Origin of the sequence: Geodermatophilus sp. DSM 44513 (assembly GCF_032460525.1) — a bacterium.
Lineage (GTDB): Bacteria > Actinomycetota > Actinomycetes > Mycobacteriales > Geodermatophilaceae > Geodermatophilus.
Genome location: NZ_CP135963.1, coordinates 231199 through 258116, shown reverse-complemented (window position 1 = coordinate 258116; position 26918 = coordinate 231199). Strand labels below are relative to the sequence as shown.

General features: G+C 75.1%; 26 protein-coding genes and 1 pseudogene. 7 read left to right on the top strand and 20 right to left on the bottom strand.

What is annotated here, in order from left to right; genetic code table 11:
- Positions 1-2: 2 nt before the first annotated feature.
- The 6 genes from RTG05_RS01215 to RTG05_RS01190 are packed head-to-tail and all read right to left on the bottom strand — an operon-like array spanning position 3 to position 4239.
- The gene (locus RTG05_RS01215) at positions 3-611 is read right to left on the bottom strand and encodes a DinB family protein (protein WP_166527106.1); all 609 of its coding nucleotides are present in this window, start codon (positions 609-611) and stop codon (positions 3-5) included.
- 22 nt (positions 612-633) lie between these two features.
- Positions 634-1611 (bottom strand): glycine betaine ABC transporter substrate-binding protein, encoded by a 978-nt coding sequence (locus RTG05_RS01210; RefSeq protein WP_166527105.1) that lies wholly within the window; start codon positions 1609-1611, stop codon positions 634-636.
- Between the two features lies 1 nt (position 1612).
- Positions 1613-2419, bottom strand: coding sequence for an ABC transporter permease (locus RTG05_RS01205; protein ID WP_208104741.1), 807 nt, complete (start codon positions 2417-2419; stop codon positions 1613-1615).
- Positions 2416-3465 (bottom strand): ABC transporter ATP-binding protein, encoded by a 1050-nt coding sequence (locus tag RTG05_RS01200; RefSeq protein ID WP_208104740.1) that lies wholly within the window; start codon positions 3463-3465, stop codon positions 2416-2418. The genes RTG05_RS01205 and RTG05_RS01200 overlap by 4 nt, the downstream gene beginning before the upstream one ends.
- Positions 3459-3605, bottom strand: coding sequence for a hypothetical protein (locus RTG05_RS01195; protein ID WP_208104739.1), 147 nt, complete (start codon positions 3603-3605; stop codon positions 3459-3461). Before RTG05_RS01195 ends, RTG05_RS01200 begins: the two co-directional genes overlap by 7 nt.
- Entirely contained in the window at positions 3598-4239 is a 642-nt protein-coding gene (locus tag RTG05_RS01190) for an ABC transporter permease (protein ID WP_166527104.1), read from the bottom strand. The genes RTG05_RS01195 and RTG05_RS01190 overlap by 8 nt, the downstream gene beginning before the upstream one ends.
- Before the next feature lie 340 nt (positions 4240-4579).
- On the opposite strand from RTG05_RS01190, the pseudogene RTG05_RS01185 reads away from it, so the two are divergent.
- Both RTG05_RS01185 and RTG05_RS01180 read left to right on the top strand, forming a co-directional pair.
- A pseudogene (locus tag RTG05_RS01185) lies at positions 4580-5107 on the top strand (MerR family transcriptional regulator); the annotation flags it as partial.
- Positions 5108-5204: 97 nt separating this feature from the next.
- Positions 5205-5336, top strand: a complete 132-nt coding sequence (locus RTG05_RS01180) for a TipAS antibiotic-recognition domain-containing protein (RefSeq protein WP_315912208.1) — start codon at positions 5205-5207, stop codon at positions 5334-5336.
- 39 nt (positions 5337-5375) lie between these two features.
- On the opposite strand, the gene RTG05_RS01175 is transcribed toward RTG05_RS01180, so the two are convergent.
- Positions 5376-5828 carry a MarR family winged helix-turn-helix transcriptional regulator gene (locus tag RTG05_RS01175; RefSeq protein WP_166527103.1) on the bottom strand — a complete coding sequence of 151 codons (453 nt, stop codon included), beginning with the start codon at positions 5826-5828 and terminating at the stop codon, positions 5376-5378.
- A gap of 31 nt (positions 5829-5859) precedes the next feature.
- Between RTG05_RS01175 and RTG05_RS01170 the strand changes: the two genes are divergently transcribed.
- Together RTG05_RS01170 and RTG05_RS01165 are read left to right on the top strand one after the other, a co-directional pair.
- Positions 5860-6735: an NmrA family NAD(P)-binding protein gene (locus RTG05_RS01170; RefSeq protein WP_166527102.1), complete on the top strand. Its 876-nt coding sequence runs from the start codon at positions 5860-5862 to the stop codon at positions 6733-6735.
- Positions 6732-7367 carry an NAD(P)-dependent oxidoreductase gene (locus tag RTG05_RS01165; RefSeq protein WP_166527101.1) on the top strand — a complete coding sequence of 212 codons (636 nt, stop codon included), beginning with the start codon at positions 6732-6734 and terminating at the stop codon, positions 7365-7367. The genes RTG05_RS01170 and RTG05_RS01165 overlap by 4 nt, the downstream gene beginning before the upstream one ends.
- Before the next feature lie 16 nt (positions 7368-7383).
- Here the strand turns inward: RTG05_RS01165 and RTG05_RS01160 are convergent, their stop codons facing one another.
- The 3 genes from RTG05_RS01160 to RTG05_RS01150 all read right to left on the bottom strand — a co-directional run bounded on the left by RTG05_RS01160 (position 7384) and on the right by RTG05_RS01150 (position 10930).
- The gene (locus tag RTG05_RS01160; protein WP_166527100.1) at positions 7384-8151 is read right to left on the bottom strand and encodes an SDR family NAD(P)-dependent oxidoreductase; all 768 of its coding nucleotides are present in this window, start codon (positions 8149-8151) and stop codon (positions 7384-7386) included.
- 12 nt (positions 8152-8163) lie between these two features.
- Positions 8164-9474 carry a (Fe-S)-binding protein gene (locus RTG05_RS01155; protein ID WP_208104738.1) on the bottom strand — a complete coding sequence of 437 codons (1311 nt, stop codon included), beginning with the start codon at positions 9472-9474 and terminating at the stop codon, positions 8164-8166.
- 73 nt (positions 9475-9547) lie between these two features.
- The gene (locus RTG05_RS01150) at positions 9548-10930 is read right to left on the bottom strand and encodes an FAD-binding oxidoreductase (RefSeq protein ID WP_166527098.1); all 1383 of its coding nucleotides are present in this window, start codon (positions 10928-10930) and stop codon (positions 9548-9550) included.
- A gap of 111 nt (positions 10931-11041) precedes the next feature.
- Between RTG05_RS01150 and RTG05_RS01145 the strand changes: the two genes are divergently transcribed.
- On the top strand, positions 11042-12097 hold the full coding sequence (locus tag RTG05_RS01145; protein ID WP_166527097.1) for an FUSC family protein: 1056 nt from the start codon (positions 11042-11044) through the stop codon (positions 12095-12097).
- Between the two features lie 23 nt (positions 12098-12120).
- On the opposite strand, the gene RTG05_RS01140 is transcribed toward RTG05_RS01145, so the two are convergent.
- Together RTG05_RS01140 and RTG05_RS01135 are read right to left on the bottom strand one after the other, a co-directional pair.
- The gene (locus RTG05_RS01140) at positions 12121-12915 is read right to left on the bottom strand and encodes a methyltransferase domain-containing protein (RefSeq protein ID WP_315912205.1); all 795 of its coding nucleotides are present in this window, start codon (positions 12913-12915) and stop codon (positions 12121-12123) included.
- Between the two features lie 68 nt (positions 12916-12983).
- Positions 12984-13751 carry an SDR family oxidoreductase gene (locus tag RTG05_RS01135; protein ID WP_166527095.1) on the bottom strand — a complete coding sequence of 256 codons (768 nt, stop codon included), beginning with the start codon at positions 13749-13751 and terminating at the stop codon, positions 12984-12986.
- A gap of 50 nt (positions 13752-13801) precedes the next feature.
- Here RTG05_RS01135 and RTG05_RS01130 point away from each other — a divergent pair, with 50 nt between their 5' ends.
- Positions 13802-15052 (top strand): arginine deiminase, encoded by a 1251-nt coding sequence (locus RTG05_RS01130; RefSeq protein WP_166527094.1) that lies wholly within the window; start codon positions 13802-13804, stop codon positions 15050-15052.
- Positions 15053-15058: 6 nt separating this feature from the next.
- Here RTG05_RS01130 and araA read toward each other — a convergent pair whose 3' ends face one another.
- The 8 genes from araA to RTG05_RS01090 form a co-directional block, all read right to left on the bottom strand.
- Positions 15059-16567: an L-arabinose isomerase gene (gene araA, locus RTG05_RS01125; protein WP_166527093.1), complete on the bottom strand. Its 1509-nt coding sequence runs from the start codon at positions 16565-16567 to the stop codon at positions 15059-15061.
- A gap of 11 nt (positions 16568-16578) precedes the next feature.
- Positions 16579-17259, bottom strand: coding sequence for an L-ribulose-5-phosphate 4-epimerase (locus RTG05_RS01120; protein WP_166527092.1), 681 nt, complete (start codon positions 17257-17259; stop codon positions 16579-16581).
- Positions 17256-18872 carry a xylulokinase gene (locus RTG05_RS01115; RefSeq protein WP_166527091.1) on the bottom strand — a complete coding sequence of 539 codons (1617 nt, stop codon included), beginning with the start codon at positions 18870-18872 and terminating at the stop codon, positions 17256-17258. The genes RTG05_RS01120 and RTG05_RS01115 overlap by 4 nt, the downstream gene beginning before the upstream one ends.
- Positions 18873-18936: 64 nt before the next feature.
- Positions 18937-19950 carry a LacI family DNA-binding transcriptional regulator gene (locus RTG05_RS01110; protein WP_166527090.1) on the bottom strand — a complete coding sequence of 338 codons (1014 nt, stop codon included), beginning with the start codon at positions 19948-19950 and terminating at the stop codon, positions 18937-18939.
- A 130-nt stretch (positions 19951-20080) separates the two neighbouring features.
- Positions 20081-21346, bottom strand: a complete 1266-nt coding sequence (gene mmsB, locus RTG05_RS01105; RefSeq protein WP_208104736.1) for a multiple monosaccharide ABC transporter permease — start codon at positions 21344-21346, stop codon at positions 20081-20083.
- Positions 21343-22899, bottom strand: coding sequence for a multiple monosaccharide ABC transporter ATP-binding protein (gene mmsA / locus RTG05_RS01100; RefSeq protein WP_315912202.1), 1557 nt, complete (start codon positions 22897-22899; stop codon positions 21343-21345). Before mmsA ends, mmsB begins: the two co-directional genes overlap by 4 nt.
- Positions 22900-23090: 191 nt before the next feature.
- Positions 23091-24251, bottom strand: coding sequence for a multiple monosaccharide ABC transporter substrate-binding protein (gene chvE / locus RTG05_RS01095; protein ID WP_208104735.1), 1161 nt, complete (start codon positions 24249-24251; stop codon positions 23091-23093).
- Between the two features lie 179 nt (positions 24252-24430).
- Complete coding sequence (locus RTG05_RS01090; RefSeq protein WP_315912201.1) at positions 24431-25381, bottom strand: DUF5926 family protein; 951 nt, start codon at positions 25379-25381, stop codon at positions 24431-24433.
- A 318-nt stretch (positions 25382-25699) separates the two neighbouring features.
- Here RTG05_RS01090 and RTG05_RS01085 point away from each other — a divergent pair, with 318 nt between their 5' ends.
- Complete coding sequence (locus RTG05_RS01085) at positions 25700-26902, top strand: cytochrome P450 (RefSeq protein WP_208104734.1); 1203 nt, start codon at positions 25700-25702, stop codon at positions 26900-26902.
- Positions 26903-26918 lie beyond the last annotated feature (16 nt).

Here is a 26918-nt window from a genome sequence, read left to right as displayed (position 1 = left end):
CCTCACCCATCCCCCGCTGCGGCACCCGTCGAAGCGGACCCGCCCGCCCGGCGCGCCGCGGCCTCGATGCGGGCGCGGAACACCGCCCACTCCCCGGGGGTGCGCTCGGGCACGTTGGGGTTGCCGGGGCTCATCCCGGCGCGCCCGTCGATGAGCTCGCGAACGACGTCGGCGTGGCCGGCGTGCCGGGCGACCTCGACGCACAGGTGGACGAGCACCGTGTGCAGGGTGGGGTGGCGCCGCTCCGGCGGCCACCAGGGCACCTCCCCCACAGCGTCCAGCGGGAGCGCCCCGACCGTCGCGTCCGCGTGCGCGGCCGAGAACCGGTACAGCTCGACGATCTCGTCCCGGCTCTCGTCCGGCGCCGCCCACAGGTCGGCGTCGGGCTCACTCCCGTCGTCCCACGGGTAGGACCGGCCACTCGGCCGCCCGAACACCTCACCCAGGTAGCCCAGCTGCACGTACGCGACGTGCTTGACCAGCCCGAGCAGGCTCGTGCCGGTCGGCGTCATCGGCCGCCGGGCGTCGTACTCCCCGAGGCCGTCGAGCTTCGCCACCAGGTCGGTCCGGCGGGTGCGCAGGTACCCGAGCAGCTCACGCTTCTCGTCCACCCGGCCAGCGTGCCCGAGGTCGTCAGGCGGGGGCGACCAGGCCCTCGTTGACCAGCCAGTCCAGCGCGACGTCGGCCGGGTCCTCGCCGTCGACGTCGATGCGGGCGTTGAGCCGCTGCAGCACGTCGTCGGTGAGCAGCGGCGTGATCTCGGCGAACACGTCGGCGATCCCCGGGTGCTGCTCGAGGGTCTCGGTCAGCACCACCGGGGCGACGTTGTAGGCGGGGAAGAAGGCCCGGTCGTCGGCCAGCACGGTGAGGTCCAGCGCCGGGATCCGACCGTCGGTGGTGAACACCTCGCCGAAGTTGCACAACCCGTTGTCGGTGGCGGTGTAGACCGCACCGGTGTCCAGGATGCTGACGTTCTCCCGGGGCACGCCCTGCGGGTCGCCGAGCGGGATGCCGTAGGCCTCGAGCATCGGCTCGAACCCGTCGCTGCGGGTGGCGAACTCCGACTCGACGCAGAAGGTGCGCTCCTCCACCGGCAGGGCGGCGATGTCGGACAGGGCGTCGATGCCGCCCAGCTCGCCCACCGCCTCGCTGCGGACGGCGAAGGCGTAGGTGTTGTTCGCCGGCGCGGGGGGCAGCCAGGTCAGCCCGTTGGCCAGGTCGGCGTCGCGGACCGCCTCGTACTGCTCCTGCCGGTCGGGGATGCCCTGCGGCATCGCCAGGTAGTTCAGCCACCCGGTGCCGGTGTACTCCCACTGCACCTCGACCTCGCCGTCGAGCATCGCCGCCCGCGCCGGGGCGGCACCGGGGATGCCGCTGCGGTCGGTGACGTCGAAGCCGGCGGCCTGCAGGGCGATCACCGCGACCTTGCCCAGCAGCAGGGCCTCGGTGAAGTTCTTGGTGCCCACCACCACCTCGGCGCCGTCCGCGCCGGTCACCGGCTGGATGCCGGCCGGTGCCGCCTGCGGGGCGGAGGTGTTGGCGCTCTCCAGGCCGCAGCCGGAGAGGACGAGCGTGACCCCCAGGGCCACGGCGGGCAGGCGTGCGCGCACGTCACAGTCCCTTCGGACGGGCGACGTGCTCGACGACGCGGCCCAACCAGTCGACGGCCAGCGCCAGCAGCGCCACCAGCACCGCCCCGCTGACCAGCAGCGAGTCCAGCGACAGCGTGATGCCGGTGTTGATGAGCACGCCCAGCCCGCCGCCGTTGATGAAGGTGGCCAGGGTCGCGGTGCCCACCAGGAGCACCAGGGCGGTGCGCACCCCGGACAGCACCACCGGCACGGCCAGCGGCAGCTCCACCCGGAACAGGACGGCGGCGGCGCTCATGCCCATCCCCCGCCCGGCCTCCACCAACCGGGCGTCGACGCCCTGCAGGCCGACCATCGTGTTGCGCAGCACGGGCAGCGCCGCGTAGAGGACCAGCGCGACCACCGTCGTCCCGAAGCCGAAGCCCAGCCAGGTGGCCAGCAGCACGAACAGGCCGATCGCGGGGGCGGCCTGCCCGGTGTTGGCCACGCCGATGACCAGCGGGCTCAGCCGGCGCAGCGGGGGACGGGTGAGCGCGATGCCCAGCGGCACGGCGATCACCAGCACGATCGCCGCGGCGGTCACGGTGAGCAACAGGTGCTCCTGGGTGCTGCGCCACAGCGCCGCCCAGCCCAGCTGCCGGGCCTCGGTCTCGGTCAGGGTGGCGTTGACCCGCCACACCACGAAGGCGAGCAGCCCCGCGAGGACCAGCAGCGGCTGGGTGGCCAGCGCCCGCCAGCCCGCGCGGTCGGCACCGTCCGACGCCGTGTCGGCGCGCCGGGTCGCCGACTCCGGCGCGCCGCGCTGCGGGCTCTCGGTGGACAGGGTCACCCGGCCACCTCCGCCCGGGAACGGCGGATCGCGGCCATCACGGCCTCCACCTTGAGCACGCCGGCCAGCGCCTCCCGGCGGCCGGTGACGACCACCCCGCCCTGGCTGGCGGCCAGCATGGTGTCCAGCGCGTCGTTGAGCGTGGAGCGCACCCCCACGACGGGCAGCCGCGGGTCCACGGTGGCCGGCACGGTCGTCGCCCGGCTCAGCTCGGCCAGCGTGGGCCAGCTGATCGGCCGCCCCCGCTCGTCCAGGACGACGACGAAGTCCTGCCCCGCCGCGCGTGCCGCCGCCACGGCCGCGCCCGCGTCGGTGCCGACGGCCGCCGTGGTGACCTGCTCCAGCTCGACGTCGCCCACCCGGGTCAGCGTGAGCTGCTTGAGCGTGGCGCCGGCGCCGACGAAGTCGGCCACGTACTCCTCGGCGGGGCTGGCCAGGATCGCGTCGGGGGTGTCGTACTGCACCACCCGGGCGCCGACGTCGAACACGACGATCCGGTCGCCGAGCTTCACCGCCTCGTCGAAGTCGTGGGTGACGAACACGATCGTCTTGCCCAGCTCCTCCTGGATGCGCAGCAGCTCGTCCTGCAGCCGCAGCCGGGTGACCGGGTCGACGGCGCCGAACGGCTCGTCCATCAGCAGCACCGGGGGGTCGGCGGCCAGCGCCCGGGCCACGCCCACCCGCTGCTGCTGCCCGCCGGACAGCTCGCGGGGGTAGCGGTCGCGGTAGACGGCCGGGTCCAGGCCGACCAGGTCCAGCAGCTCCTCCACCCGCGCGGCGGTGCGCGGCTTGTCCCAGCCGAGCATCCGCGGGACCAGGCCGATGTTGGTGGCCACGGTCATGTGCGGGAACAGCCCGCCGGCCTGGATGACGTAGCCGATCCGGCGGCGCAGCTGGTCGGCGTCCTGGTCGGTGACGTCCTCGCCGTCCAGGTGGATGCGCCCGCCGCTGGGCTCGATCAGCCGGTTGAGCATCTTGAGCAGGGTGGTCTTCCCGCAGCCGGAGGGGCCGACGAACATGACCGTCTCCCCCGCCGGGATCACCATGCTCCGTCGTCCACGGCCGGGCGGTCCTGCCCGGGGTAGCGCTTGGTCACGCCGTCGAGGCGGATGGCGACGCCGCTGACCCGGCGCTGCGGGACGGCGGCGTCGGGCGCCGGCGTCTCGGGGGTGGAGGTCTCAGACACGGATCCCCCTGGGGGTGGTGAGGCGACCGGCCAGCACGAGCAGCAGGTCGAGGACGAGGGCCAGCAGGACGATCGCGATCGTCCCGACCAGCGCGGAGTTGAGGGCGTTGGCGCCGCCCAGGCGGGACAGGCCGGAGAAGATCAGGCCGCCCAGCCCCGGCCCGAGCACGTACGCGGCGATGGCCGCGATGCCCATGACCATCTGGGTGGAGATGCGGATGCCGGCGAGGACGACCGGCCAGGCCAGCGGCAGCTCCACGCGGAACAGCACCGCCGCCCGGCTCATGCCGATGCCACGGGCGGACTCGACCAGCGAGCGGTCCACCCCGGCCAGGCCGACGACGGCGTTGCGCAGCACGGGCAGGGCAGCGTAGAAGGTGACGGCGATGACCGCCGGGGTGATGCCGAACCCGAAGGGGGCCAGCAGGATGCCCAGCAGCGCGAACGCCGGGATGGTGAGACCCACCGCCGACACGCCGTTGGCCAGCGCCGTGGCGGCCGGGCTGCGGTAGACCAGCACCGCCAGCGCGAGCGCGAGCGCCGTCCCGAGCAGCACGCACTGCACCACGAGGCTCACGTGCTGGAACGCCTGGAAGGCGATCAGCTCACGCCGCTCGAGCACGTAGTCCCACACGCCGGTCGCACCCCTCTCGTGCCCCACCTCTGACGGCGGGGCCCTCGTCGCTCGTCGTGCGTCCGCTGCGGCCGGAGGTCACAGGTCGGCCGGGACGACACCGTCGGGCCCTGTGGCGGGGGCGTCCTCACGGACACTTCCTGCACGGAGCCGTCTCCGCACCGGAGACCGACGGTGCCACACGGTTGCGCGTGCGGCGACCCGTGCCACGGCCCGTGCCCCCTCCGTCACCGCTGGTCAGGGACGAGGATCACCCGATCGGGTGGACGCCGGGGGATCCGTCGCTTGACCCTGACGCAGCGTCAGGCTGTGCACTCCCGGTGTCAGGAGGGAGGGACCCGTGAACGTGGGCGAGGTCGCAGCGCTGGCCGGCGTGACGGTCCGGACGCTGCACCACTACGACCGGATCGGACTGCTGTCGCCGTCCGGCCGGACGGCGGCGGGCTACCGCCGGTACGCGCCGGGGGACCTGGACCGGCTGCACCGCGTGCTGGTCTACCGCGAGCTCGGGTTCCCCCTCGAGGAGGTCGCGACCCTGCTCGACGACCCGGACGCCGACCCGGCCGAGCACCTGCGCCGCCAGCACCGGCTGCTGCTCGACCGGATCGAGCGGACGCGGGCGGTGGTCGAGGCCGTCGAGAAGGAGATGGAGGCGAGACAGATGGGGATCGCACTGACCCCGGAGGAGCGGTTCGAGGTCTTCGGCGAGCACGACCCGGCGCGCTACGAGGCCGAGGCCGAGGAGCGCTGGGGCGACACCGAGGCGTGGGCGCAGTCCCGGCGGCGGACCCGCGCGTACGGCAAGGAGGACTGGGTCCGCATCAAGGGCGAGATGGACGACGTCCACGCGCGGCTGGCCGAGGCGATGCGGGCCGGCGTCCCGGCAGACGCGGAGCCGGCGATGGACTTGGCCGAGGAGCACCGGCAGCAACATCGCCCGCTGGTTCTACGACTGCCCGCCGGAGGTGCACGCCGGCCTGGGCCGGCTGTACGTCGAGGACGAGCGGTTCACCGCCACCTACGAGGCGATCGCGCCGGGCCTGGCCCGGTACGTGAGCACCGCCGTGCAGGCCAACGCCGCCCGCCAGGACGGCTGAGGGAGGACCCTCCTGCCCGCCACCGCGCCGCTGCCCGGATCAGGGCGGCGGTGCGGTGGCCGCCGCGGCGAAGCGGGTCATCAGGTCGGCCAGGGCGGCGACGTCGTCCTCCGGCCAGCCGGCCAGCAGCACGGCAAGCCGGCCGGTGCGGAAGGCCCGCGACGCGGCCACCAGCCGGCGCCCGGCCGGGGTGGGGGTGAGCGCCGCGCGGCGCGGGTCGGTGGGGGAGGTGGCCCGCTCGACCATGCCCACCCCGGCGGCCCGGCCGACCAGCCGGCTGGCGGTGGAGTGGGTGACGCCGAGTGCCGCGGCGACCTCGACGACCCCCACCTCGGGGACGCCCTCGTCCAGGGCCTCCTCGACGGCCAGGCAGACCAGCAGCGTGGAGCCCTCGACGAGCGCGCCCTCGTGGGGGATGCCGGCCGGCGCGTCGCACATCCGGCGCAGCCGCAGCAGCGCCCGGTCCACGCGGGCGAGGTCGTCCTGGCTCACCGCCGCCTCCTTGTCCATGTACCGTACACACGTGACCGTCCTCGTCACCGGGTCCACCGGCACCATCGGCCGGCGGGTCGCCGAGAGTCTCGACGCCGCCGGCGCCGAGGTCCGTCGTGCGGTCCGCCCGGGACACCGGTACCTGCCCGAGGGCGCGGTCGCCTTCGACCTCACCGACCCCGGCACCTGGCCGGCGGCCTTCGCCGGCGTCGACACGCTGTTCCTCGTCCGCCCGCCGGACATGGGCGACGTGCGCCGCGGCCTGCTCCCGGCCGTGGCCGCGGCACGGGACGCCGGGGTCCGCTCCGTGGTGTTCCTGTCCGTGCAGGGCGTCGAGCGGCTGCGCGTGGTGCCGCACGCCACCGTGGAGCGCTGGCTGCGCGGCTCCGGGCTCGGCTGGACCTTCGTCCGGCCGTCCTTCTTCACGCAGAACCTGGTGACCGTGCACACCCCCGACATCCGCGACCGGGACAGCATCGTCCTGCCCGCCGGGTCCGGGCGCACCGCCTTCGTCGACGCCCGGGACGTCGCCGCCGTCGCGGCCGCCGCGCTGCTGGACCCCGTGGCGCACCGCGGCCGGGCGTGGACGGTGACCGGCCCCGAGGCGCTCACCTACGCCGAGGTCGCCGACGTGCTCGGCGACGTCCTGGGCCGGCCGATCACCTACCGCGACCCCGGGGTGGTCGGCTGGCTGCGGCACGCCCGCCGGACGCTGGGGCTGCCTGCCCGGATGGCGCTGCTGACCGCCGGCATCTACACGACGGCCCGGCTGGGCCTCGCCGCCGGCGTCACCGACGACGTCCGGTCCGTCACCGGGCGGGCACCGGCGACGGTCCGGGAGACCGCCGTCCGCGAGCAGGCGGCGTGGCGCCGCGAACCGGACCCGTCCCGAGGAGGAACACCGTGAGAGTCGCCGTCCTGGGTGCCACCGGCCGCACCGGCCGGCCACTGGTCGCCGAGCTGCTGCGCCGCGGGCACGACGTGTCCGTGCTGGTGCGCGACCCCGAGAAGCTGGGCGACCTCGCCGCGTCGGTCCGGGTGGTCACCGGCTCCAGCCGGGACGCCGCGGCCCTGACCGAGCTCGTCACCGGCGCGGACGCCGTCGTCTCCGCGCTGGGCCCCAGTGGGAAGGACACGACGCTGCACCGGGAGACCGCCGCGGTGCTGGTGCCGGTGATGCAGCGGGCCGGCGTCGAGCGCTTCGTCGGCGTCAGCGGCGCGGGCATCGACGTGCCGGGCGACCGCAAGTCCCCGAGCGGGCGGGTGATCTCCTTCCTCATCCAGCGGCTGGGCGGGGCAGCGGTCGCCGACAAGCGGGCCGAGCACGAGGTGTGGGCCGCCAGCGACCGCGACTGGACGCTGGTCCGCCCGCCCCGGCTCACCGAAGGCCGGGGCTCCGGCGCCGTCGAGCACCACGCCTCCACGTCGGCCCGCTCGACCTCGCTGGACCGCGCCGACCTGGCCGCCTTCCTCGCCGACTGCGTCGAGCAGCACCTCTACCCGCGCCAGGCCCCGCTGGTGGCCGCGGGCCGCCCCTGACCCCGGCGGCACGGCCTCACCGGCGGTCGCCGGGCCGGAGGCCGGCGAGGCGGTCGCAGCCGGCGAGCAGGGCGTCCTGCAGCCCGGGGTCCCGCAGCGGCGCGGGCACCGCGGTGGGCCGGCGGGCCCGCCAGTAGGGCGCCGCCCGCAGGTTGGCCGCGGTGGCGCACCAGGCCAGGTCGTCGCCGGCGCGCTGCACCTGCCCGGGCGCGCCGGCACTGGCCAGCTTCGTCGGCACCCAGCCGGGGTCCACCGCCGCCGAGGCCAGGTGCGGCAACCGCCGTCCCCAGCCGGCGGCCAGCGCGACGTCGGCGGCCTTGGACTGCGCGTACGCCTTCTTGGGGTCCTCCTCGGCGCCCAGCCGGGCGGGGTCCAGCCGGCCGGAGCGGGCCATGCCCGAGCCCAGCCACAGCAGCCGGCCGGTCACCGCCTCGGCGAGCAGGGCGGTGAGCAGGTGGGCGGCGAGCACGTTCACCGCGAACGTCGTCTCCAGGCCGTCGCGGCTGCGCCGGGGGACGGCGCCGCGCACCCAGACGCCGGCGTTGTGGACCAGCGCGTCGAGCGGGGCGTGCGTGCGCAGCCGGTCGGCCAGCGCCCGCACCTCGTCCAGCGCGGCGAGGTCCCCGGTGACCAGGACGACGTCGCCGTCGAGCGCGTCGACCACCGGCCGGCCGCGCTCCTCGCTGCGCGCGTGCACCAGCACCCGGTGGCCGCCGGCGAGCAGGGTGCGCGCCGCGGCCAGCCCGATGCCGTCGGTCGAGCCGGTCACGGCGACGGTGGCCACGACGCCTCCGGCTCAGCGGCGGTGGGTGTCGTCCGGGCCGGCCGAGCCGTCCATGGCGTCGGGGCGGCCGGCGGCGGCCGCACCCGGGTCGTCGGGCAGCGGCCGGTCGTTGAGGTGCCCGGCCAGCCCGGCCGGCCCGGCCGCCTCGTCGGTCGGGGCCTCGGCGCGGCGGCCGAGGCGGGTGCCCAGCCGCAGCCGGCGGCGGGGCAGCCCGCCGTCCTGCGCAGCGGTGAGCAGCTCGGTCAGGTGCAGCACGCGCACCCGCGACCGGCGCCGCCGCAGGCCGCCGACCAGCTGCCGCTGGCAGCCGGGGTTCACCACGACGACGTAGTCGACGTCGGCCGCCGCGATCTGGTCGAGCTTGGGGTCCAGCACCGCACGGCTGTCCCGCGGACGCAGCAGCGAGTACGACCCGGCCGAGCCGCAGCACTGTGCGGCGCCGGGCAGCTCGACGTAGTCGGCGACGGCGGCGATCAGCTCGCGGGGCTCGCGCCAGACGTCCATGCCGTTGCGCAGGTGGCAGGAGTCCTGCAGCGCGACCCGCGCCCGCCGCCCGTCGACCCGCAGCTCACCGACCGCGGTGGCCGGGTCGGCCGCCACGTACTCGGAGAACTCCTTGACCCGGTCGCGGCCGAGCACGCTGGTCAGGTGCGCCGCGCAGCCGCCGGCGGTGGTGACGATCGTGCCGGGCAGCTGCTCGCCGAGCCGGCGGCCCAGCTCCCGGCCCAGCTCCAGGTCGCCGTTGTGCGCGTGCAGCGCCCCGCAGCAGCCCTGGTCGCCGGGGGCGTCCAGCTCCGGGCGCAGCCGCCGCGCGGCCCGGCTCACCCCGGGGAACAGCGCCCGCTCGAAGCAGCCGAGCATCAGGTGCGGGCCCTGCGGGGCGGCGGTCGCCGTGCGCGCGTGCCGGGAGAACAGGCCGAGGCGGCGGACCAGCCAGTTGCGGACGACGACGTTGGTCAGCACCCGGGCCAGCGGCGGCCGGCGCCGGCCCTGCCACTGGTGGGAGCGCCAGTGCTCGAGCAGCTCGCCGTACTGCACCCCGGCCGGGCAGACCGGCTCGCAGGCCCGGCAGCCCAGGCAGTAGGACGCCTGCTCGCGCAGCGTCGCGTCGTCGTCGTCCAGGACACCGGTCTCCAGGGCGCGCATCAGGGTGATCCGGCCGCGCGGGGAGGACGCCTCGTCCTTGCTCAGCGCGTAGGTGGGACAGGCCGGCAGGCAGAAGCCGCAGGAGATGCACCGGTCGAGCAGCTCGGCCGGGAAGATGCCGCGGGTCTGCCCGGCGGCGGCCAGGGCGTCGGTGCCCGGCGACACCTCGGCGCTCACGCGACCTCCTCGCTTCGCTCGTCGGCACGTTCGCGCTGCGCTGCTCTGTCCATCCATGAGCTCGCACGCTCGCTCATGAGCCCACCTTGCCGGGGTTGAGGATGCCGGCCGGGTCGAAGGCGGTCTTGATCCGCCTCGTCAGCGCCATCTGGTCGTCGCCCAGCCGCTGGCGCAGGTAGGGCAGCTTGGCCGCGCCGACGCCGTGCTCGCCGGTGATGGTGCCGTCCATGTCGATCGCGGCGGTGAAGATCTCCGCGAAGGCGGCGTGGGTGCGCCCGGCGGCCTCGGTGTCGCGGACGTCGACCACCGCGGTCGGGTGCAGGTTGCCGTCGCCGGCGTGCCCGAACGTGCCGATCACCAGGTCGTGCCGGGCGGCGACGTCGTCGATCCGGTCGACCATCTCGGCCAGCCGCGGGCGGGGCACGGTGACGTCCTCCAGCACGGTGAGCGTGTCCAGCCGGGACAGCGCCGGCAGCGCGCAGCGGCGGGCGGCCAGCAGCGCCTCGGACTGGGCCACCTCCTTGGCCACCGTGACCTCCAGCGCACCCTCGTCGGCGCACAGCTCGCCCATCCGGGTCAGGTTGCGCTCGACGGCGTCGGCCTCGCCGTCGTCCCCGAACAGCAGCAGCGCGCCGGCGTCGGCGCGCAGCCCCAGCTTCGCGTAGTCCTCCACCGCGCCGATGCACGTGCGGTCCAGGAACTCCAGGGTGGCCGGCACCACGCCGTGGCCGAGGATCGCGGTGACCGCGCGGCCGGCGTCGGCCAGCGAGGAGAAGTAGGCCACCCCGGTGCTGGCGGTGGCGGGCATCGGCAGCAGCGCCAGGGTCACCTCGGTGATGACCCCCAGCGTGCCCTCCGAGCCGGTCATCAGCCGGGTCAGGTCGTAGCCGGCGACGTCCTTCCACAGCCGGCCACCGGTGCGGATCACCTCGCCGGTGGGCAGCACCACCTCCAGGCCGAGCACGTAGTTGCGGGTGACGCCGTACTTGAGGCCGCGCAGCCCGCCGGCGCAGGTGGCCACGTTGCCGCCGACGGTGGAGACGGTGCGGCTGCCGGGGTCCGGGGCGAACAGCAGCCCCTTCGCCGAGGCGGCGTCGGCGACCGTGGCGGTGGTGGCGCCGGGCTCGGCGCGGACCAGCAGCTCGTCGGTGCTGATCTCCAGGACGCGGTCCATCCGGGTGAGCACCAGCAGGATGCCGCCCTGCAGCGGCACGGTGGCCGCGCACAGGTTCGAGCCGGCGCCGCGGGGCACCACCGGGACGCGGTGGGCGGTGGCCAGCCGCAGCACGGCGGCGACCTCCGCGGTGCGCGCCGGGAAGACCACCGCGTCGGGTGGGGAGGAGAACAGCGGGGTGGCGTCGCGGGCGTAGGGGGCGACCTCACCCGCCCCGGACCGCACGTGCTCGCGGCCGACGATCGACTCCAGTTCGGCCAGCACACCGGGATCCAGCGCCATGACGACCAGCGTAGTGACCTGCGCCGCACCCGGCCGGGGACGGGTCGTGCGGGCGTTCGGGTCATCCTGGCTGTCGTGGGAGCGCTGTGGGTGCAGCTGCACCGTCCGTCCGTGCAGCGCGGGGTCCGGGCGGCGCTGGCGGCCGGGGTGGCCTGGCAGGTCGCCGTCCTGCTGCCGCCGTGGTTCAGCGAGTACGCCTACTACGCGCCGCTGGGCGCGGTGATCGCGGTGCACCCCACGATCGCGGACTCGGTGAGCGCCGCGTGGCGCAGCGTGCTGGCCATCCTCACCGGCTTCGCGCTCGCCGTGGCGCTCTACGAGCTCACCCGGGCGGTGCCGAACGCGCTGACCATCGCGCTGATCGTCGCGGTGGCCATCGCCGTCGAGCAGGGGCGGCTGTGGCGCGAGCAGGCGAGCTGGGTCAGCTTCGCCGCCGTCCTGATGATCACCGTCGGCCTGGACGACCCCGGGGCCTACGTGCTGCGCTACGCCGGCCTGACCCTGCTCGGCGCGGTGATCGGCGTGCTGGTCACCACGGTGCTGTTCCCGCCGATGCAGCTCACCCGCGCCGTCGAGGCCATCGCCGCCGCCCGCTCGCTGCTCGCCGCGCACCTCGAGGGGATCGCCGCGACGCTGCGCGACGGCCGGGTGCCCGAGCCCGACGAGTGGGCCGGCCGGTCGCGGGCGCTGGACGGCGCGCTGGAGCGGGTGCGCGCCGCCGAGGCCGCCGTCGAGCGGGCCCGCCGGGCCAACCCGCGCGCCCGCCGCTGGCAGGGCCGGGCCGCCGGCATCCGGGAGGAGTCCCGCGCGGTGGACCGGGTCGCCGTCCTCGTCGACGACCTCACCTCGCTGGTCGTGGAGTTCCAGCCGCACCGGCGCGGGGTCGACCGGGTCGAGGCCGGTACCGGCTGGGTGCTCGCCGACGCGCTGGACGGGCTGGCCGGCGTCGTGCGCACCCCGCACCACAGCACCGACGGGACGGTGCCGGACCGCCGCGACGAGCGGATCGCCGACGCGGAGGCGGCGCTGGACCGGCTGGTCGGCCTGCTGCGCACCACCCGGCCGGCGGACGAGGACGGTTTCCTCGCGCTGGGCGCGGTGGCCGTCGGCGTGCGCCGGGGGCTCACCGCCCTCGGCGCCCACCGCCGGCAGCCCCTGCGCGCGTGACCGCCCACGGCTCCTGCAGCGGGTCAGCAGCGGACGAGCAGCTCACCGTGCAGCATCCCGAGCCAGCCGTCGTCGGAGGCCGCCCAGCGCCGCCAGGCCGCCGCGACCTCCTGCAGCTCGACGGGCGTGGCCAGCTCGGCGGCGAGCGCCTGCTCGGCGAAGGCCGACGCCGTCGCCCGGCCGGCCCAGGACCTCCCCCACCAGTCCCGTTCGGCCGGCGAGGCGTAGCACCAGGCGCCGGCGGAGGCGGTGACGGCACGCAGCCCGGCCGCGTGCGCCCAGGCCAGCAGCCGTCGTCCGGCGTCGGGTTCGGCGCCGTTGTGCCGGGCCACCCGGTGGTAGAGGTCCAGCCAGCGGTCCAGGCCGGCGTCGGCGGGGAACCAGGTGACCGTCGCGTAGTCGACGTCCCGGACGGCGAGCAGCCCGCCGGGCCGGCACACGCGGGCCATCTCCCGCAGCGCCGCCACCGGGTCGGTGAGGTGCTGCAGCACCTGGTGGGCGTGGACCACGTCGAACGCGTCGTCCGCCGCGTCCAGGGCGTAGGCGTCACCGACGGCGAACTCGACCGGCACGCCCCGCGCGGCGGCCAGTGCCCGGGCCTCGCCGAGCGGTTCCGGCGAGGTGTCGACCGCGCGCACGTAGCCGGGCGCCACGCGCTCGGCCAGGTCGACGGTGATCGTGCCGGGCCCGCACCCGACGTCCAGCAGGTCCAGACCGGGTCGCAGGTGCGGGAGCAGGTACGCCGCGGAGTTCTCCGCCGTCCGCCACCGGTGGGACTGCAGGACCGGCTCCGCGTGCCCGTGCGTGTAGGTGTCCACGGTGGCAGCCTGCACCGCACTCCCACGTCGTGGGAACGCCCGTCCCATGGGGTGAGAAGGGCCGATACTCAGAGCGTGGTGGCGCGGCCGCCGTCGACGGGGATGACCGCGCCGGTGACGTAGGCACCGGCGCGGCTGGCCAGGTAGACCGCGACGCCGGCCATGTCGTCGGGTCGGCCGATGCGCCCCAGCGGCGACGACGCGGCGATCTCCGCGCCGCGGGCGGCCAGCGTGGCGGCCATCATCCTGGACTCGAACGGCCCCGGGGCGACGGCGTTGACGGTGACGTGCCGCGGGCCGAGCTCCTTGGCCAGCACGCGGGTCAGGTGGTGTACGCCGGCCTTGCTGGCCGAGTAGGAGAACGTGGGCAGGGACGGCGCGTGCAGCCCGTCGATGCTGCCGACGTTGATGACGCGCGCCGGGTCGTCGTCGGTGCCGGCGGCCTCCAGCAGCGGCAGGCAGGCCCGGGTGAGGAAGAACGGCGCCTTGAGGTTGAGGTCGAGCACCTTGTCCCAGGCCGCGGCGGGGAACTCGGTGAACGGCGCGCCCCAGGTGGCCCCGGCGTTGTTGACCAGCACGTGCAGCCGCTCCTCGCGGCCGCCCAGCTCCGCGGCCAGCCGCAGGCACTCCTCCTCCGAGGAGACGTCCGCGGGGAGCGACGCGACCCGGCCGTACGGCGACAGCTCCGCGACGGCGGCCTCCCCGGCGTCGGGCTTGCGGGAGCTGACGTACACCGCGGCCCCGGCCTGCAGCAGGCCGCGGGCCATCATCAGGCCGATGCCGCGGGTGCCCCCGGTGACCAGGGCGACCTTCCCGGTCAGGTCGAACAGGTCCACGCGGGCACCCTAGCCGCGGCCCGGGACCCACCTGTGCCAGCCTCGCCCCCATGAGCGCCCCCACCGCCGAGCCCGCCGTCCTGGGCGCGACCAGCGAGGTCGGCCCGCTGCGGACCGTGCTGCTGCACCGCCCCGGCGCCGAGCTGCGCCGGCTCACCCCGCGCAACAACGACCAGCTGCTCTTCGACGGCGTGCCCTGGGTGCGCCGGGCGCAGGAGGAGCACGACGCGTTCGCCGCCGAGCTGACCGCGCGCGGGATCGAGGTGCTCCACCTGGACCGGCTGCTCGCCGAGGTGCTCGACTCCCCCGCCGCCCGGGCCGAGCTGGTCGTCGCCGCGGTCGACGACCCCCGGCTGGGCGCCACCCTGCGGCGCACCGCCGCCGCGCACCTGGCCGACCTCGCCCCGGCCGACCTCGCCCGCGCGCTGGTCGGCGGGGTCGCGCACGACGAGCTGCCCGGCGCCCGCGGGCTGTCCTGGGAGCTGATGGACCGCACGGACTTCGTCGTCCGCCCGCTGCCCAACCTGCTGTTCACCCGCGACTCGTCGGTGTGGGTGGGCGAGGAGGTGGCGGTGACGTCGCTGGCGATGCCCGCGCGGCACCGGGAGAGCACCATCACCGCGGCCGTCTACGCCCACCACCCGCGCTTCGCCGGCGCCGAGCAGCTCTACGACGCCTCCCTGGAGCACCTGGAGGGTGGCGACGTGCTGCTGCTGGCGCCGGGCGTGGTGGCCGTCGGGGTGGGCGAGCGGACGACGCCCGGCGGCGCGGAGCGGCTGGCCCGGCGGGTGTTCGCCCGCGGTCTGGCGCACACGGTGCTCGTCGTCCCGATCGCCCAGCAGCGGGCGACCATGCACCTGGACACCATCGCCACGATGGTGGACGTCGACGCGATGGTCATGTACCCGGCGGTGGCCGACTCGCTGGTGGCCTGGACGGTCACCGCCGACGAGCTGCCGGACGACGAGGACACCACCGACCTGGTCGTCCGCGGGCCCGCCCCGTTCGTGACGGCCGCGGCCGCGGCGATGGGGATCGACCGGCTGCGGGTGATCGACACCGGCCTGGACCCGGTCACCGCCGAGCGCGAGCAGTGGGACGACGGCAACAACACCCTCGCGCTGGCGCCGCGGCTGGCGGTGGCCTACGAGCGCAACACCGTCACCAACGCCGCGCTGGAGGCCGCCGGCATCGAGGTGGTGCGCATCGCCGGCTCCGAGCTGGGCAGCGGCCGCGGCGGACCGCGGTGCATGTCCTGCCCGATCTCCCGCGCCCCCCTCCAGGCGCCATCATCGCGATGAAGGCGGTCAGAGGCGCTGGGCGAGGCGGTGGTAGGCGGCGCTCCAGCGCAGCTCCTGGGCCAGCGAGCGGCGGGTGGTGGCGCCGTCGATGAGCACCAGCTCGGTCGAGAACACCTCGGCCAGGTCGGTGAGCTCGTCGGCGCCGATCGCGGTGGACAGCACCGTGTGGTGCGGGCCGCCGGCGGTCAGCCAGCCCTCGGTCGCCGTCGCGAAGTCCGGCCGCGGCTGCCACACCGCGCGGGCCACCGGCAGGTTCGGCAGCGGCTCGTCGGGGGCCACCACGTCCACCTCGTTCGCCACCCAGCGGAACCGGTCGCCCAGGTCGCACCAGCCGACGACGACGCCCTCGCCCGGCGCCGCGGTGAACACCAGCCGGGCCGGGTCCTCGCGGCCGCCGATCGACAGCGGGTGCACCTCGACCCGCGGCCGGTCGCCGGCGACGGTCGGGCAGACCTCCAGCATGTGCGCGCCCAGGATCCGCGGGGTGCCGGTGAGGTCGTAGGTGTAGTCCTCCATGAACGAGGTGCCGCCGGGCAGCCCGGCCGCGGCCACCTTCAACACCCGCAGCAGCGCCGCGGTCTTCCAGTCGCCCTCGCCGCCGAAGCCGTAGCCGTCGGCCATCAGCCGCTGGACGGCGAGGCCCGGCAGCTGGCGCAGCCCGCCGAGGTCCTCGAAGTTCGTGGTGAACGCGGTGGCGCCGAGGTCCTCCAGGAAGGTCCGCAGCGCGGCCTCGACGCGCGCCTGGTAGCGCACCGCCTCGTGCCGCGGGGCGCCCGGCCGGCAGTCGTCGGCCCAGTCGTAGAGGTCGCCGTACTCCTCGACGAGGACGTCGACGGCCTCCTCCCCCACCGCGTCGACCGCGGCGACCAGGTCGTTGACGCCCCAGGTGTTCACCGACACCCCGAAGCGGATCTCGGCCTCCACCTTGTCGCCCTCGGTCACCGCGACCTCGCGCATGTTGTCGCCGAAGCGGGCCAGCCGCATCGACCGCGCCGCGCCCGCCGCCACCGCCGCGCGGGCCCAGGACCCGACCCGGGAACGGACCCGCGGGTCGGACACGTGGCCGGCGACCGTCGTCCGCGGCACGCGCAGCCGGGTGAGCAGGAAGCCGTACTCGCGGTCGCCGTGGGCGGCCTGGTTCAGGTTCATGAAGTCCATGTCGATGCTCGCCCACGGCAGGGCGGCGTCGGCCTGGGTGTGCAGGTGCAGCAGCGGCAGCTGCAGCGCGCCGAGGCCGGCGATCCACATCTTCGCCGGGGAGAAGGTGTGCATCCAGGTGACGACGCCGGCGCAGGCCGGGTCCTCGTTGGCCTCCCCGATCGCCCGGCGGATGGCGGCGGCGTCGGTGAGCACCGGCTTCCACACCACCCGCAGCGGCACCTCGGCGGCCCCGTCGAGGGCCGCGGCGACCCGCTGCGACTGCTCGGCGACCTGCCGGAGGGTCTCCTCGCCGTACAGCCCCTGGCTGCCGGTCAGGAACCACACCTCCTGCCCGGCGAACGGGTCCGTGCGCATCGTCGCGGTCCTCACTGTCCGTAGACGTTCTGGTAGCGGGCGTAGAGGGAGTCGACATCGGCCTGCGCGATGGGCAGCGGCTCGCCGAGCTGGCGGGACAGGTGCACGGTGCGGGCGACGTCCTCGGTCATCACCGCGGCCTTGACCGCCGCCGTCGCCGACGGGCCGATGGTGAAGACGCCGTGGTTCTGCATGAGCACCGCCGGCGAGCGGCTACCGCGCAGCGTGGCCACGATGCCGCGACCGATGGAGTCGTCACCGATGAGGGCGAACGGGCCGACCGGGATGGGGCCGCCGAACTCGTCGGCCATCGCGGTGAGCACGCACGGGACCGGCTCGGCCCGCGCCGCCCAGGCGGTGGCGTAGGGGCTGTGCGTGTGCACCTGGCCGTTCACCTCGGGCAGGTGCCGGTAGACGTAGGCGTGCGCGTCGGTGTCGCTGGAGGGCCGCTTCACCCCGTCGACGGCGGTGCCGTCGAGGTCGCAGACGGTGATGCCCTCCCAGGTGAGCTCGTCGTAGCGGACGCCGCTGCCCTTGATGACGAACAGGTCCTCGCCGGGCACCCGCTCGGAGACGTTGCCGGCGGTCCAGGTGACCAGGCCGCCCCGGGTGAGCTCGGCGTGCAGGGCGGCGACGTGCTCGCGCTGCGCCCGGTGGGTGCCCCGCTCGGTGCGCGGCTCGGTGGTGGTCATCGCGGCTCCTCGGTCGGGACGGCTGGTGCCAGGTGCGCCACGGCGGCCCGCTCGACCGGGAGCCCGGCGACGTAGCGCTGCAGGAACGCGTCGAAGCCGGCGACGTCGGCCGGGTCGGGCTCGGCGGTCCGCACGCCGGCGCCGGCGAAGACCGTGGTGTCCAGGTAGTCGGCCAGGGGCTGTCCCGGTGCGCGCCGGGTGGCGAAGGCGGCCAGGACGGCCATGCCCCAGGCGCCACCCTCGGCGGCGACGTCCCCGACCGACACCGGGGTGTCGATCGCGGCGGCCAGGAAGCGCTGGGCCACCCCCTCGGTCCGGAACAGGCCGCCGTGCGCGAACACCCGGTCGATCGGCACGCCCTCGGCCCGCAGGACGTCCACGCCGATCCGCAGCGTGGCGAGGGAGGAGAACAGCTGCGTCCGCACGAAGGTGGCGAGGTCGAGCCGGCTGTCCGGGGACCGCACGAACAGCGGCCGCCCCTCCTCCAGCTCGGTGATCGGCTCCCCGGAGAGGTAGTTGTAGGCCAGCATCCCGCCGCAGTCGCTCGCGCCGTCCAGGGCAGCGGCGAACAGCGTCTCGAAGACCTCCGACGGGGTGGCCGGGGACCCCAGCGCCCGCGCGAACTCGGTGAACAGCCCGGCCCAGGCGTCCAGCTCACTGGCCCCGTTGTTGCAGTGCACCATGGCCACCGGGTCGCCGGCCGGTGTGGTCACGAGGTCGAGCTCGCGGTGCGCGCGGGACAGCTCGCGCTCGAGCACGACCATGGCGAAGACGCTCGTCCCGGCGGAGACGTTGCCGGTGCGCGGGGCGACGGAGTTGGTCGCGACCATCCCGGTGCCCGCGTCCCCCTCGGGTGGGCACAGCGGGGTGCCGGGGCGCAGCCGCCCGGCCGGGTCGAGCAGCACCGCGCCGGCCTCGGTGAGCTCGCCGGCCGGCTGGCCGGCGGAGGCGATCCGGGGCAGCAGGTCGGCCAGCGTCAGCTCGACCCCGGCCTCCGCGGCCAGCCGGTCGAACCGCTCCAGCAGGGTGGGGTGGTAACCGCCGTCCCGGATGGGGAACACCCCGCTGGCGTCGCCGACACCCAGCACGGACTCGCCGGTGAGCTGCCGGTGCACATAGCCGGCCAGCGTGGTCAGGGAGTGGAGCCGGGCGACGTGCTCCTCGCCGTCCAGGATCGCCTGGTAGAGGTGCGCGACGCTCCACCGGTGCGGGATGTTGACGCCGAACTCGGCGCTGAGCCGCTCCACCGCCCGGCCCGTGTCGGTGTTGCGCCAGGTGCGGAAGGGCGTGAGCAGCCCACCGTCGGCGTCGAACGCCAGGTAGCCGTGCATCATCGCCGACACGCCGAGCGCGCCGACCCCCGCGAGGTCGGCCCCGTGGCGTCGCCGCACGTCCTCGGCCAGGGCGGCGACGGCCTGCTGCACCCCGGCCCAGACGGCCTCCAGCGGGTACGTCCACCGCCGCTCGACGAACTGGTTCTGCCAGTCGGAGCTGCCGACGGCGAGCGGGGCGTGGTCCGGGCCGACGAGCACCGCCTTGATGCGGGTCGACCCCAGCTCGATCCCCAGGGCGGTACGACCCCCGGTGACCGCCTCCCCGGCGTCCGTCGTCATCTGGTCCGACCCTCTCGTCGTCGGGTGCTGGGCCCGGCGATGTTAGCGCTAACAAGGACCGGCGTCACACCGTGGTGTGCGTCCTCCCGGCCGGCACGGGACCGCTGCTCGCGCGGACCAGCAGCACCGGCGGCACCGGGTCCAGGGACAGCTCCCGCCCCTCGAGGCGGGCGAGCACCAACTGCACCGCCCGACGGCCGAGCTCGGCGAAGTCCTGCCGGACCGTGGTCAGCGGCGGGGTCAGGTACGGCGCCTCGGGGAGGTCGTCGAAGCCGGCCACGCTGACGTCCCCCGGCACCTCCAGCCCCTCCTCGTGCAGGGCGGCGAGCAGGCCCAGGGCCATCTGGTCGTTGGCCAGGAAGACCGCGGTGATGTCCTCCCCCCGGCGCCGCCGCTCGGCCAGCCGCAGGCCGGCCTGGTGGCCCGAGGACGGCGTCCAGTTGCCGTGCAGGCACGCCGGGACGGGCGCGCCGGCCGACGCCAGCTCCGCCTGCCAGCCGCGGATGCGATCCCGCGACTCCTGGGAGTCGGCCGGCCCGGTGACGTGGTGGACGGTGCGGTGGCCCAGGTCGAGCAGGTGCCGGGTGACCAGCCGCGCGCCGGCGACCTGGTCGACACCGACCGCCGGCTCCTCCACCGCCCCGCCACTCTGCACGGTCACCAGCGGCAGCGGGGCGTGCACCTGGTGCAGCGCCTCCGCCGCGTCGTCGTAGGTGGCCAGCGCCAGCACCGCGTCCACCGACTGGGCCACGAAGCGGTCGACGGCCTCGCGCATCGCCTCCGCCGTGGCCTCGTCCAGCACGGTGACGGCGAGGGAGTACCCGGCCGCCCGCGCCGCCTGCTCCAGGCCGACCAGGGTCTGCGCCGGGCCGTACTGGTTGATGGTCACCGTGACGAACCCGAGGGTCCGGGTGGACCCGGTGACCAGGGCCCGCGCGGCGGTGTTGGGCCGGTAGCCGAGCTCGCGGATGGCCTGCTCGACGCGCTCGCGGGTCTGCGGGGCCACGTTGGGGTGCCCGTTGACGACCCGGGAGACCGTCTGGTGGGAGACGCCGGCGCGGGCCGCGACGTCGGACATGACTAGTGCTCGGCCGGCCCCCTCGGGCTCCACCGTCACCCCTCCTGCGTCGAGGAGCCGGCCCGTGGCCGCCTCTCACCGGGTACCCGCCGGGCGGCCCCGCGGGTGCTCCGCGGGGCCGCCGGCGACGTCAGCGCGACGCGCCGGCGCGCCGCTTGTTGTAGACGTCGAAGGCGACGGCCAGCAGCAGCACCAGCCCCTTGATCACCGACTGGATCTGGCCCTCCACGCCCATGAGCTGCATGCCGTTGCTCATGACGGCCATGATCAGGCCACCGACCATGGCGCCGACCACCGTGCCGACACCGCCGGTGACCGCCGCGCCGCCGATGAACGCCGCGGCGATGGCGTCGAGCTCGAACATGTTCCCGGCGCTGGGCTGGGCACCGTTGGACCGGGAGGAGAAGACGATCCCGGCGATCGCGGCCAGGAAGCCCATGTTGACGAAGATCCAGAAGTTGACCGCCCGGACCTTCACCCCCGACAGCGTGGCCGCGGCCAGGTTGCCGCCGATGGCGTAGACCTGCCGGCCGAAGACGCTGCGCTTGGTGACGACGCCGTAGGTGAGGATCAGCACGGCCAGGATGATCAGCACGATCGGCAGGCCGCGGGAGTGCGCGAGCTGCCAGGCGAAGGCCATGACGACCGCCGCGACGAGGACGATCTTGGTGACGAAGAACGGGAAGGACTCGACCGGCTGGGAGTACCGGATGCGCGCGATGCGGCTGCGGTACTGGCTGACCGCGTAGCCGGCGACGGCGATCGCGCCGATCAGCAGGGTGAAGGCGTCGTACCCGTTGCCGCCGATCAGCCCGTTGAGGAAGCCGTTGGCGATCCGGCCGTACTCCTGCGGGAACGGCGAGAGCGAGATGTTGCCGAGCACCTGCTGGGCCAGCCCGCGGAACAGCAGCATGCCGGCGAGGGTGACGATGAACGCCGGGATGCCGACGTAGGCGACCCAGAAGCCGTGCCAGGCGCCGATCACGATGCCGGTGGCCAGGGCGGCCACCACGCCGATCCACCACGGCTGGCCCTGCTGGATGACCAGCACCGCGGCGACGGCCCCGGTGAGCGCCACGACCGACCCGACGGACAGGTCGATGTGCCCGGCGATGATCACGATGACCATGCCGATGGCCAGGATCAGGATGTAGCTGTACTGCAGGACGATGTTCGTGACGTTGTTCGGGGACAGCAGCGTCCCGTCGGTGAGCACCGTGAACAGCGCGATGATGGCGACGAAGGCGATGTAGATGCCGCTGGTGCGCAGGTTGCTGGTCAGCAGCGTGCGGACGTCGCTGGTGCCGGTGTGCAGCGCGGCGGCGGGTGCGACGTCCTTGGGGGCGGTCGCCGTCTGGGCCTCCGGCTCCGACGACGGGGGCACGGTCCTGGTCATGCCGCCAGCTCCTTCTCCTTGGTCATGAGCTCCATGAGGTTCTCCTGGGTCGCCTGGCCGACGGGCACCTCACCGGTGATCCGGCCTGCCGAGAGGGTGTAGATGCGGTCGCAGGTCCCCAGCAGCTCGGGCAGCTCCGAGGAGATGACCAGCACCGCCTTACCGGCCGCGACCAGCCGGTTGATGATCGTGTAGATCTCGTACTTCGCACCCACGTCGATGCCGCGGGTGGGCTCGTCCAGGATGAGCACCTCGGGGTCGGTGTACAGCCACTTGGACAGCACGACCTTCTGCTGGTTGCCGCCGGAGAGCTTGCCGACGATCGACGTCACGCTCGGGGCCTTGACGTTCATGCTCGTGCGGTAGCCCTCGGCGACCTTGATCTCCTCGTTGCCGTCGACCAGGCCACGGCGGGCGAGCTTGTGCAGGGCGGCGGCGGAGACGTTGCGCCGGATGTCCTCGATGAGGTTCAGGCCGTAGTGCTTGCGGTCCTCGGTGGCGTAGGCGATGCCGGCGTCGATGGCCTCGGCGACGGTGCGCGGCTGCACCTCCTTGCCGTGCAGGAACAGCCGGCCGGTGGTGTTGCGGCCGTAGGCGCGTCCGAAGACGCTCATCGCCAGCTCCGTGCGCCCGGCGCCCATGAGCCCGGCGATCCCGACGACCTCCCCGGCCCGGACGGTGAAGCTCGCCCCGTCGACGACCTTGCGGTCCTGGGTGGGGTGCCAGACCGTCCAGTCCTCGACGCGCAGCACCTCCTCGCCGGGGTGCGACTCGCGCTCGGGGTAGTAGCTCTCCAGGTCCCGGCCGACCATGCCGCGGATGATCCGCTCCTGGGTGACCTCGCCGGCGTGCAGGCTCAGCGTCTCCACCGTCCGCCCGTCGCGGATCACCGTGACGTTGTCCGAGACGGCGGTGATCTCGCCCAGCTTGTGCGAGATCATGATGCAGGTGATGCCCCGCTCACGGAGGCGGCGCAGCAGGTCCAGCAGGTGCGCGGAGTCGGTGTCGTTCAGCGCCGCGGTGGGCTCGTCGAGGATGAGCAGGCGCACGTCCTTCGACAGCGCCTTGGCGATCTCCACCAGCTGCTGCTTGCCGACGCCGAGCTGGCCGACCGGGGTCACCGGGTTCTCGTCCAGGCCCACGGAGCGCAGCAGCTCACCGGCGTCGGCGTTGGCCTTGTTCCAGTCGATGAGCCCGAACCGGCCGCGCCGCTCGCTGCCCAGGAAGATGTTCTCCGCGATGGACAGGTAGGGCACCAGCGCGAGCTCCTGGTGGATGATCACGATGCCCACGTGCTCGCTGTCGCGGATGCCGGAGAAGCGCACCGGCTGGCCGTCGTAGACGATCTCGCCGTCGTAGCTGCCGGCCGGGTAGACGCCGGACAGGACCTTCATCAGCGTCGACTTGCCCGCGCCGTTCTCGCCGCAGATCGCGTGGATCTCGCCGCGGCGGACCGCGAGGTTGACGTCGCTGAGGGCCTTGACGCCCGGGAAGGTCTTGGTGATGCCCCGCATCTCCAGGATGTTCGGCATCTCCGGGGTGGAGTCGTCCATGGGACCTCGTCGTCCGTGTCGGAGTCGTCGGTGGGGCCGGCGCCGGACGCGGCGCCCGCGTGTGGTGGGTGGAGTGTGCGCCCCACCGGTCGGGTCGGCCAGGGGCGTGGGAGGCAGCGCCCCGGCGGTGGTGCCGGCCGGGCCCGACAGCCTGTGCTGCCGGACCCGGCCGGGTCCTGGGGGTGGTGGTGTCAGTCGGCCTGGCCGCTGGCGACCTCGTCGGCCGTCCAGTAGCCGGAGTCGATGAGCACCGACTGGATGTCGTCGGCGAAGACCGTCTCGACGTCGAGCAGGTAGGACGGGACGACCTTGACGCCGTTGTCGTAGGTCTCGGTGTCGTTGGCCTCCGGCTCGCTGCCCTCGGCGAACGCCGACGCGGCGGCGACGGCCTGCTCGGCCAGCTGCCGGGTGTCCTTGAAGATCGTGGAGCTCTGGACGCCGTCCTGGATGAGCTTGACCGAGGCGATCTCGGCGTCCTGGCCGGTCACGACCGCCATCGGGTTGGCCGCGTCCAGCTGCGGGCCGTAGCCGGCGTTGGTCAGCGCGGTGATGATGCCGCGGGACAGGCCGTCGTAGGGCGACAGGACGCCGTCGACCCGGGAGCCGTCGTTGTAGGTGGAGGTCAGCAGGTCCTCCATGCGCCGCTGGGCGGTCTCCTGCTGCCAGCGCAGGGTGGCGGCCTGCTCGATGCTGGTCTGACCGGACTTGACGACCAGCGTGCCGTCGTCGATCAGCGGCTGCAGCACCGACATCGCGCCGTCGAAGAAGAAGAAGGCGTTGTTGTCGTCCAGCGAGCCGGCGAACAGCTCGATGTTGAACGGCCCGGTCTCCGTGCCCGGCGAGCCGTCCTCGTTCTGCAGACCGAGCCCGCGCAGCAGGGCGTTGCCCTGGGCGACGCCGACCTGGAAGTTGTCGAAGGTGACGTAGAAGTCGACGTTCTCGCTGTCGCGGATGAGCCGGTCGTAGGAGACGACCGGGATGTTCTGGCTGGCCGCGGTCTCCAGCTGGCCGGCCAGCGCGGTGCCGTCGATCGCGGCGATGACCAGGATGTCGGCACCCTCGGTGATCATCGAGTCGATCTGCTGCAGCTGGGTGGGGATGTCGTCGTTGGCGTACTGCAGGTCGACGGTGTAGCCCTCGGCCTCCAGCTGCTCCTGCACGTTCGCGCCGTCGGCGATCCACCGCTCGGAGGTCTGGGTCGGCATCGAGACGCCGATGGTCAGGTCCTCCGGGGCGGCACTGGCACCGGCACCCGCACCGCCGCCGCCACCTCCGGCGCCCTCGCCGCCACAGGCCGCCAGGGTCAGCGCCATGCCGGCGCCGAGGGCGGTGAAGCCGAGCCTCTTGCTCACGTGATCTCCTCCTCGAGACTGCTGCGCGCTCGACCCGGCGCAGGCCCGCCCCTGGCGAGCGGTACGAGTGTGAGCGCTAACAACCCCTGGCCGTCAACCCCTCTGCGCCATCTCGGCGTCACGGTCTCGTAACGCCCGGCCCGGGCCTGCGCCGACCGGAGGGCCGGCGGACCGGGCTGCTACCGGAGCGTGACCTGGCGCGACAGCAGGCCGGCGCGGGCCCGGCGCTCGTCGGCGGTCAGCGGCGTGGTCGCGCCGAGCGCCCGCTCCAGCCGGGCCTGGAACGCCGTGGCCGCGTCGGTCCAGTCGGCGGCCGGGACGCCCGCGGGCAGGTCCCAGACCGGGACGAGCAGGCCGTGCGCACGGAAGGCCCCGGCGTAGCGGGTGCCCTCGCCCAGCAGGACGTCCCCGGAGGCGCGCAGCCGGGCCAGGGCGTCGAGCAGCCGCTCCTCCGGCTCGGGCCGGACCCACCGCAGGTGCGCCCGCTCGCCACTGGGCCGCACCCAGTAGGCGGCGCCGAGGCCGGGCAGCACCTCGGTGGGCAGGATGGCCGCGTTCGCCTGCTCCAGCCCGGCCCGTGCGGTGGCCCCGGCGTCGACGCCCTCCAGCCAGAAGCCGAAGTCCGCGTGCACGGTGACCTCCAGCGGCGCGGTGAGGTCGAGCAGCTCCTGCAGCCGCGGGCCGGCCGAGCCGGCGCCACCCACCGGGCCGGGGTCGACCGGCGCGCCGGCGGGGGCCTCCAGGGCGGCGGCCAGCGCCGTCCCGAGGTCGCGGCTGACGTCGTCGGAGGAGCCCTGCAGCTGGACGCCCAGCAGGATCTCGCCGGAGGCGCGGACCAGGGCGGGCGCGCCGCCGGGCAGCACGCTGGCCAGGGTGACCTCGCGCCCGTCCGCCGTCCGCAGGGGCGCGGTGGCCGCCGGGACCAGCTCGCGCAGCGCCACCCAGTGCTCCTCCCCGGGCAGCCCCTCGAACGGCCGGGTGACCGGCGGCGCGTAGCCCGAGCCGTGGCAGTGCCGGTAGCGACGACCCGAGCCGCACGGGCAGGGTGCCTTCGGGTTGACGCCGGGGCGGGCGGGGGAGGACGCGCCGGACGGGGCGGCGGGACGCTTGCGGGTGGCGGAGCGGGCCATGGGCCGAGCCTAGGTGGCGGCGGTGCGCCCGCCGCGCCCCCGTGGACAGCTCCCCGGACGCGCGGCCCTCCTGCCTCGGCCTGCAGGTCACGCTGCACGAGGCCAGCGCGCTGCTGGAGGCGCTGCTGTCCGACTGGCCCGGCTGGGTCCCGACGGCGAGCCGGGTGTGGTGTGGGCCGACGAGGACGTCGGTGGGCGCACCGTGCGGACCGTCGCGCGGATCGACGCCCCGCGCGTGCGCACCGCGCCCGGCCCGCCAGCGGGCTGACCGCCGCCGGCGCGCCCCGCCGCCCGCGGAGCCGCCCCTACGCTCCCGGCGTGCACCCGCTGGACCTCGCCGACCCCGCCGTGGTCGCCGACCCCTACCCGGCCTTCGCCCGCGCCCGGGCGGTCGCGCCGGTGCAGTGGCACGCGGGGCTGGGGATGTGGGTGGCGTTCACCCGCGCGGAGTGCGACGCCGTCCTGCGCGACCGGCGGCTGGGCCGGATCTGGCGGGACCGGGAGCCGGCCGATCGGTTCGCCGCCTTCAACCTGGTGCACCGCAACGCGCTGCTGGAGATGGAGCCGCCGGACCACACCCGGCTGCGCCGCCTGGTCAGCGCGGCCTTCGCCCGCGGGCACGTCGAGCGGCTGCGGCCCTGGGTGCAGGCCCTGGCCGCCGGGCTGGTGGACGGCCTGGTCGAGCGGTCCGGCGGCAGCCGGTCGGTCGACGTCGTCGGCGGTCTGGCCGAGCAGCTGCCGGTCGCGGTCATCGCCGAGCTGCTCGGCGTCCCGGCCGCGGACCGGCCGCTGCTGCGGCCGTGGTCGCACGCGATCGTGCGGATGTACGAGTACGACCGGACCGCGGCCGTCGAGGACGCCGCCGAGCGTGCGGCGGAGGAGTTCGTCACGTACCTGCGCGGGCTGGCCGCCGAGCGCCGCCGCGCACCGCGCGAGGACCTGCTCTCCCACCTGGTCGCGGTGCGGGACTCCGACGGCGGTCGGTTGACCGAGGACGAGCTGGTCACCACCTGCGTGCTGCTGCTCAACGCCGGGCACGAGGCGACGGTCGACGTGGTCGGCAACGGCCTGCTGGCGCTGCTGGAGCACCCCGGCCAGCTCGCCCGGCTGCGGACGCACCCGGGCCTGCTGCCGACTGCGGTGGAGGAGCTGCTGCGCTTCGACTCCCCGCTGCAGCTCTTCGAGCGGACGGCGACCGCCGACGTGGAGCTGGGCGGGGTGACCGTGCGGGAGGGGCAGAAGGTGGCCGCCCTGCTGGGCGCCGCCAACCGGGACCCGGCGGCCTTCGCCGACCCCGACACCCTGGACGTCGGCCGCGGCGAGAACCCCCACGTCTCCTTCGGCGCCGGCGTGCACTTCTGCCTCGGCGCCCCCTTGGCCCGCGTCGAGCTGCAGGCGGCCTTCGGGGCCCTGCTGGGGCGCACCTCGCGGCTGGAGCTCGCCGGTCCCGCGCGCCGCCGTCCGGAGTTCGTCCTCCGCGGCCTGGCCGAGCTGCCCGTGGTGCTGGGCCCGGCGACCTGACCGCGGCCTGCTGCCG

Coding starts and splice junctions, on each gene's coding strand:
- RTG05_RS01200 (WP_208104740.1), bottom strand. CDS start 3,465: ATGGTGATCCCGGCGGGGGAGACGGTCATGTTCGTCGGCCCCTCCGGC.
- RTG05_RS01150 (WP_166527098.1), bottom strand. CDS start 10,930: ATGGCGCTGGATCCCGGTGTGCTGGCCGAACTGGAGTCGATCGTCGGC.
- RTG05_RS01130 (WP_166527094.1), top strand. CDS start 13,802: ATGAGCGCCCCCACCGCCGAGCCCGCCGTCCTGGGCGCGACCAGCGAG.
- araA (WP_166527093.1), bottom strand. CDS start 16,567: ATGCGCACGGACCCGTTCGCCGGGCAGGAGGTGTGGTTCCTGACCGGC.
- RTG05_RS01120 (WP_166527092.1), bottom strand. CDS start 17,259: ATGACCACCACCGAGCCGCGCACCGAGCGGGGCACCCACCGGGCGCAG.
- RTG05_RS01115 (WP_166527091.1), bottom strand. CDS start 18,872: ATGACGACGGACGCCGGGGAGGCGGTCACCGGGGGTCGTACCGCCCTG.
- RTG05_RS01110 (WP_166527090.1), bottom strand. CDS start 19,950: ATGTCCGACGTCGCGGCCCGCGCCGGCGTCTCCCACCAGACGGTCTCC.
- mmsB (WP_208104736.1), bottom strand. CDS start 21,346: ATGACCAGGACCGTGCCCCCGTCGTCGGAGCCGGAGGCCCAGACGGCG.
- mmsA (WP_315912202.1), bottom strand. CDS start 22,899: ATGGACGACTCCACCCCGGAGATGCCGAACATCCTGGAGATGCGGGGC.
- RTG05_RS01090 (WP_315912201.1), bottom strand. CDS start 25,381: ATGGCCCGCTCCGCCACCCGCAAGCGTCCCGCCGCCCCGTCCGGCGCG.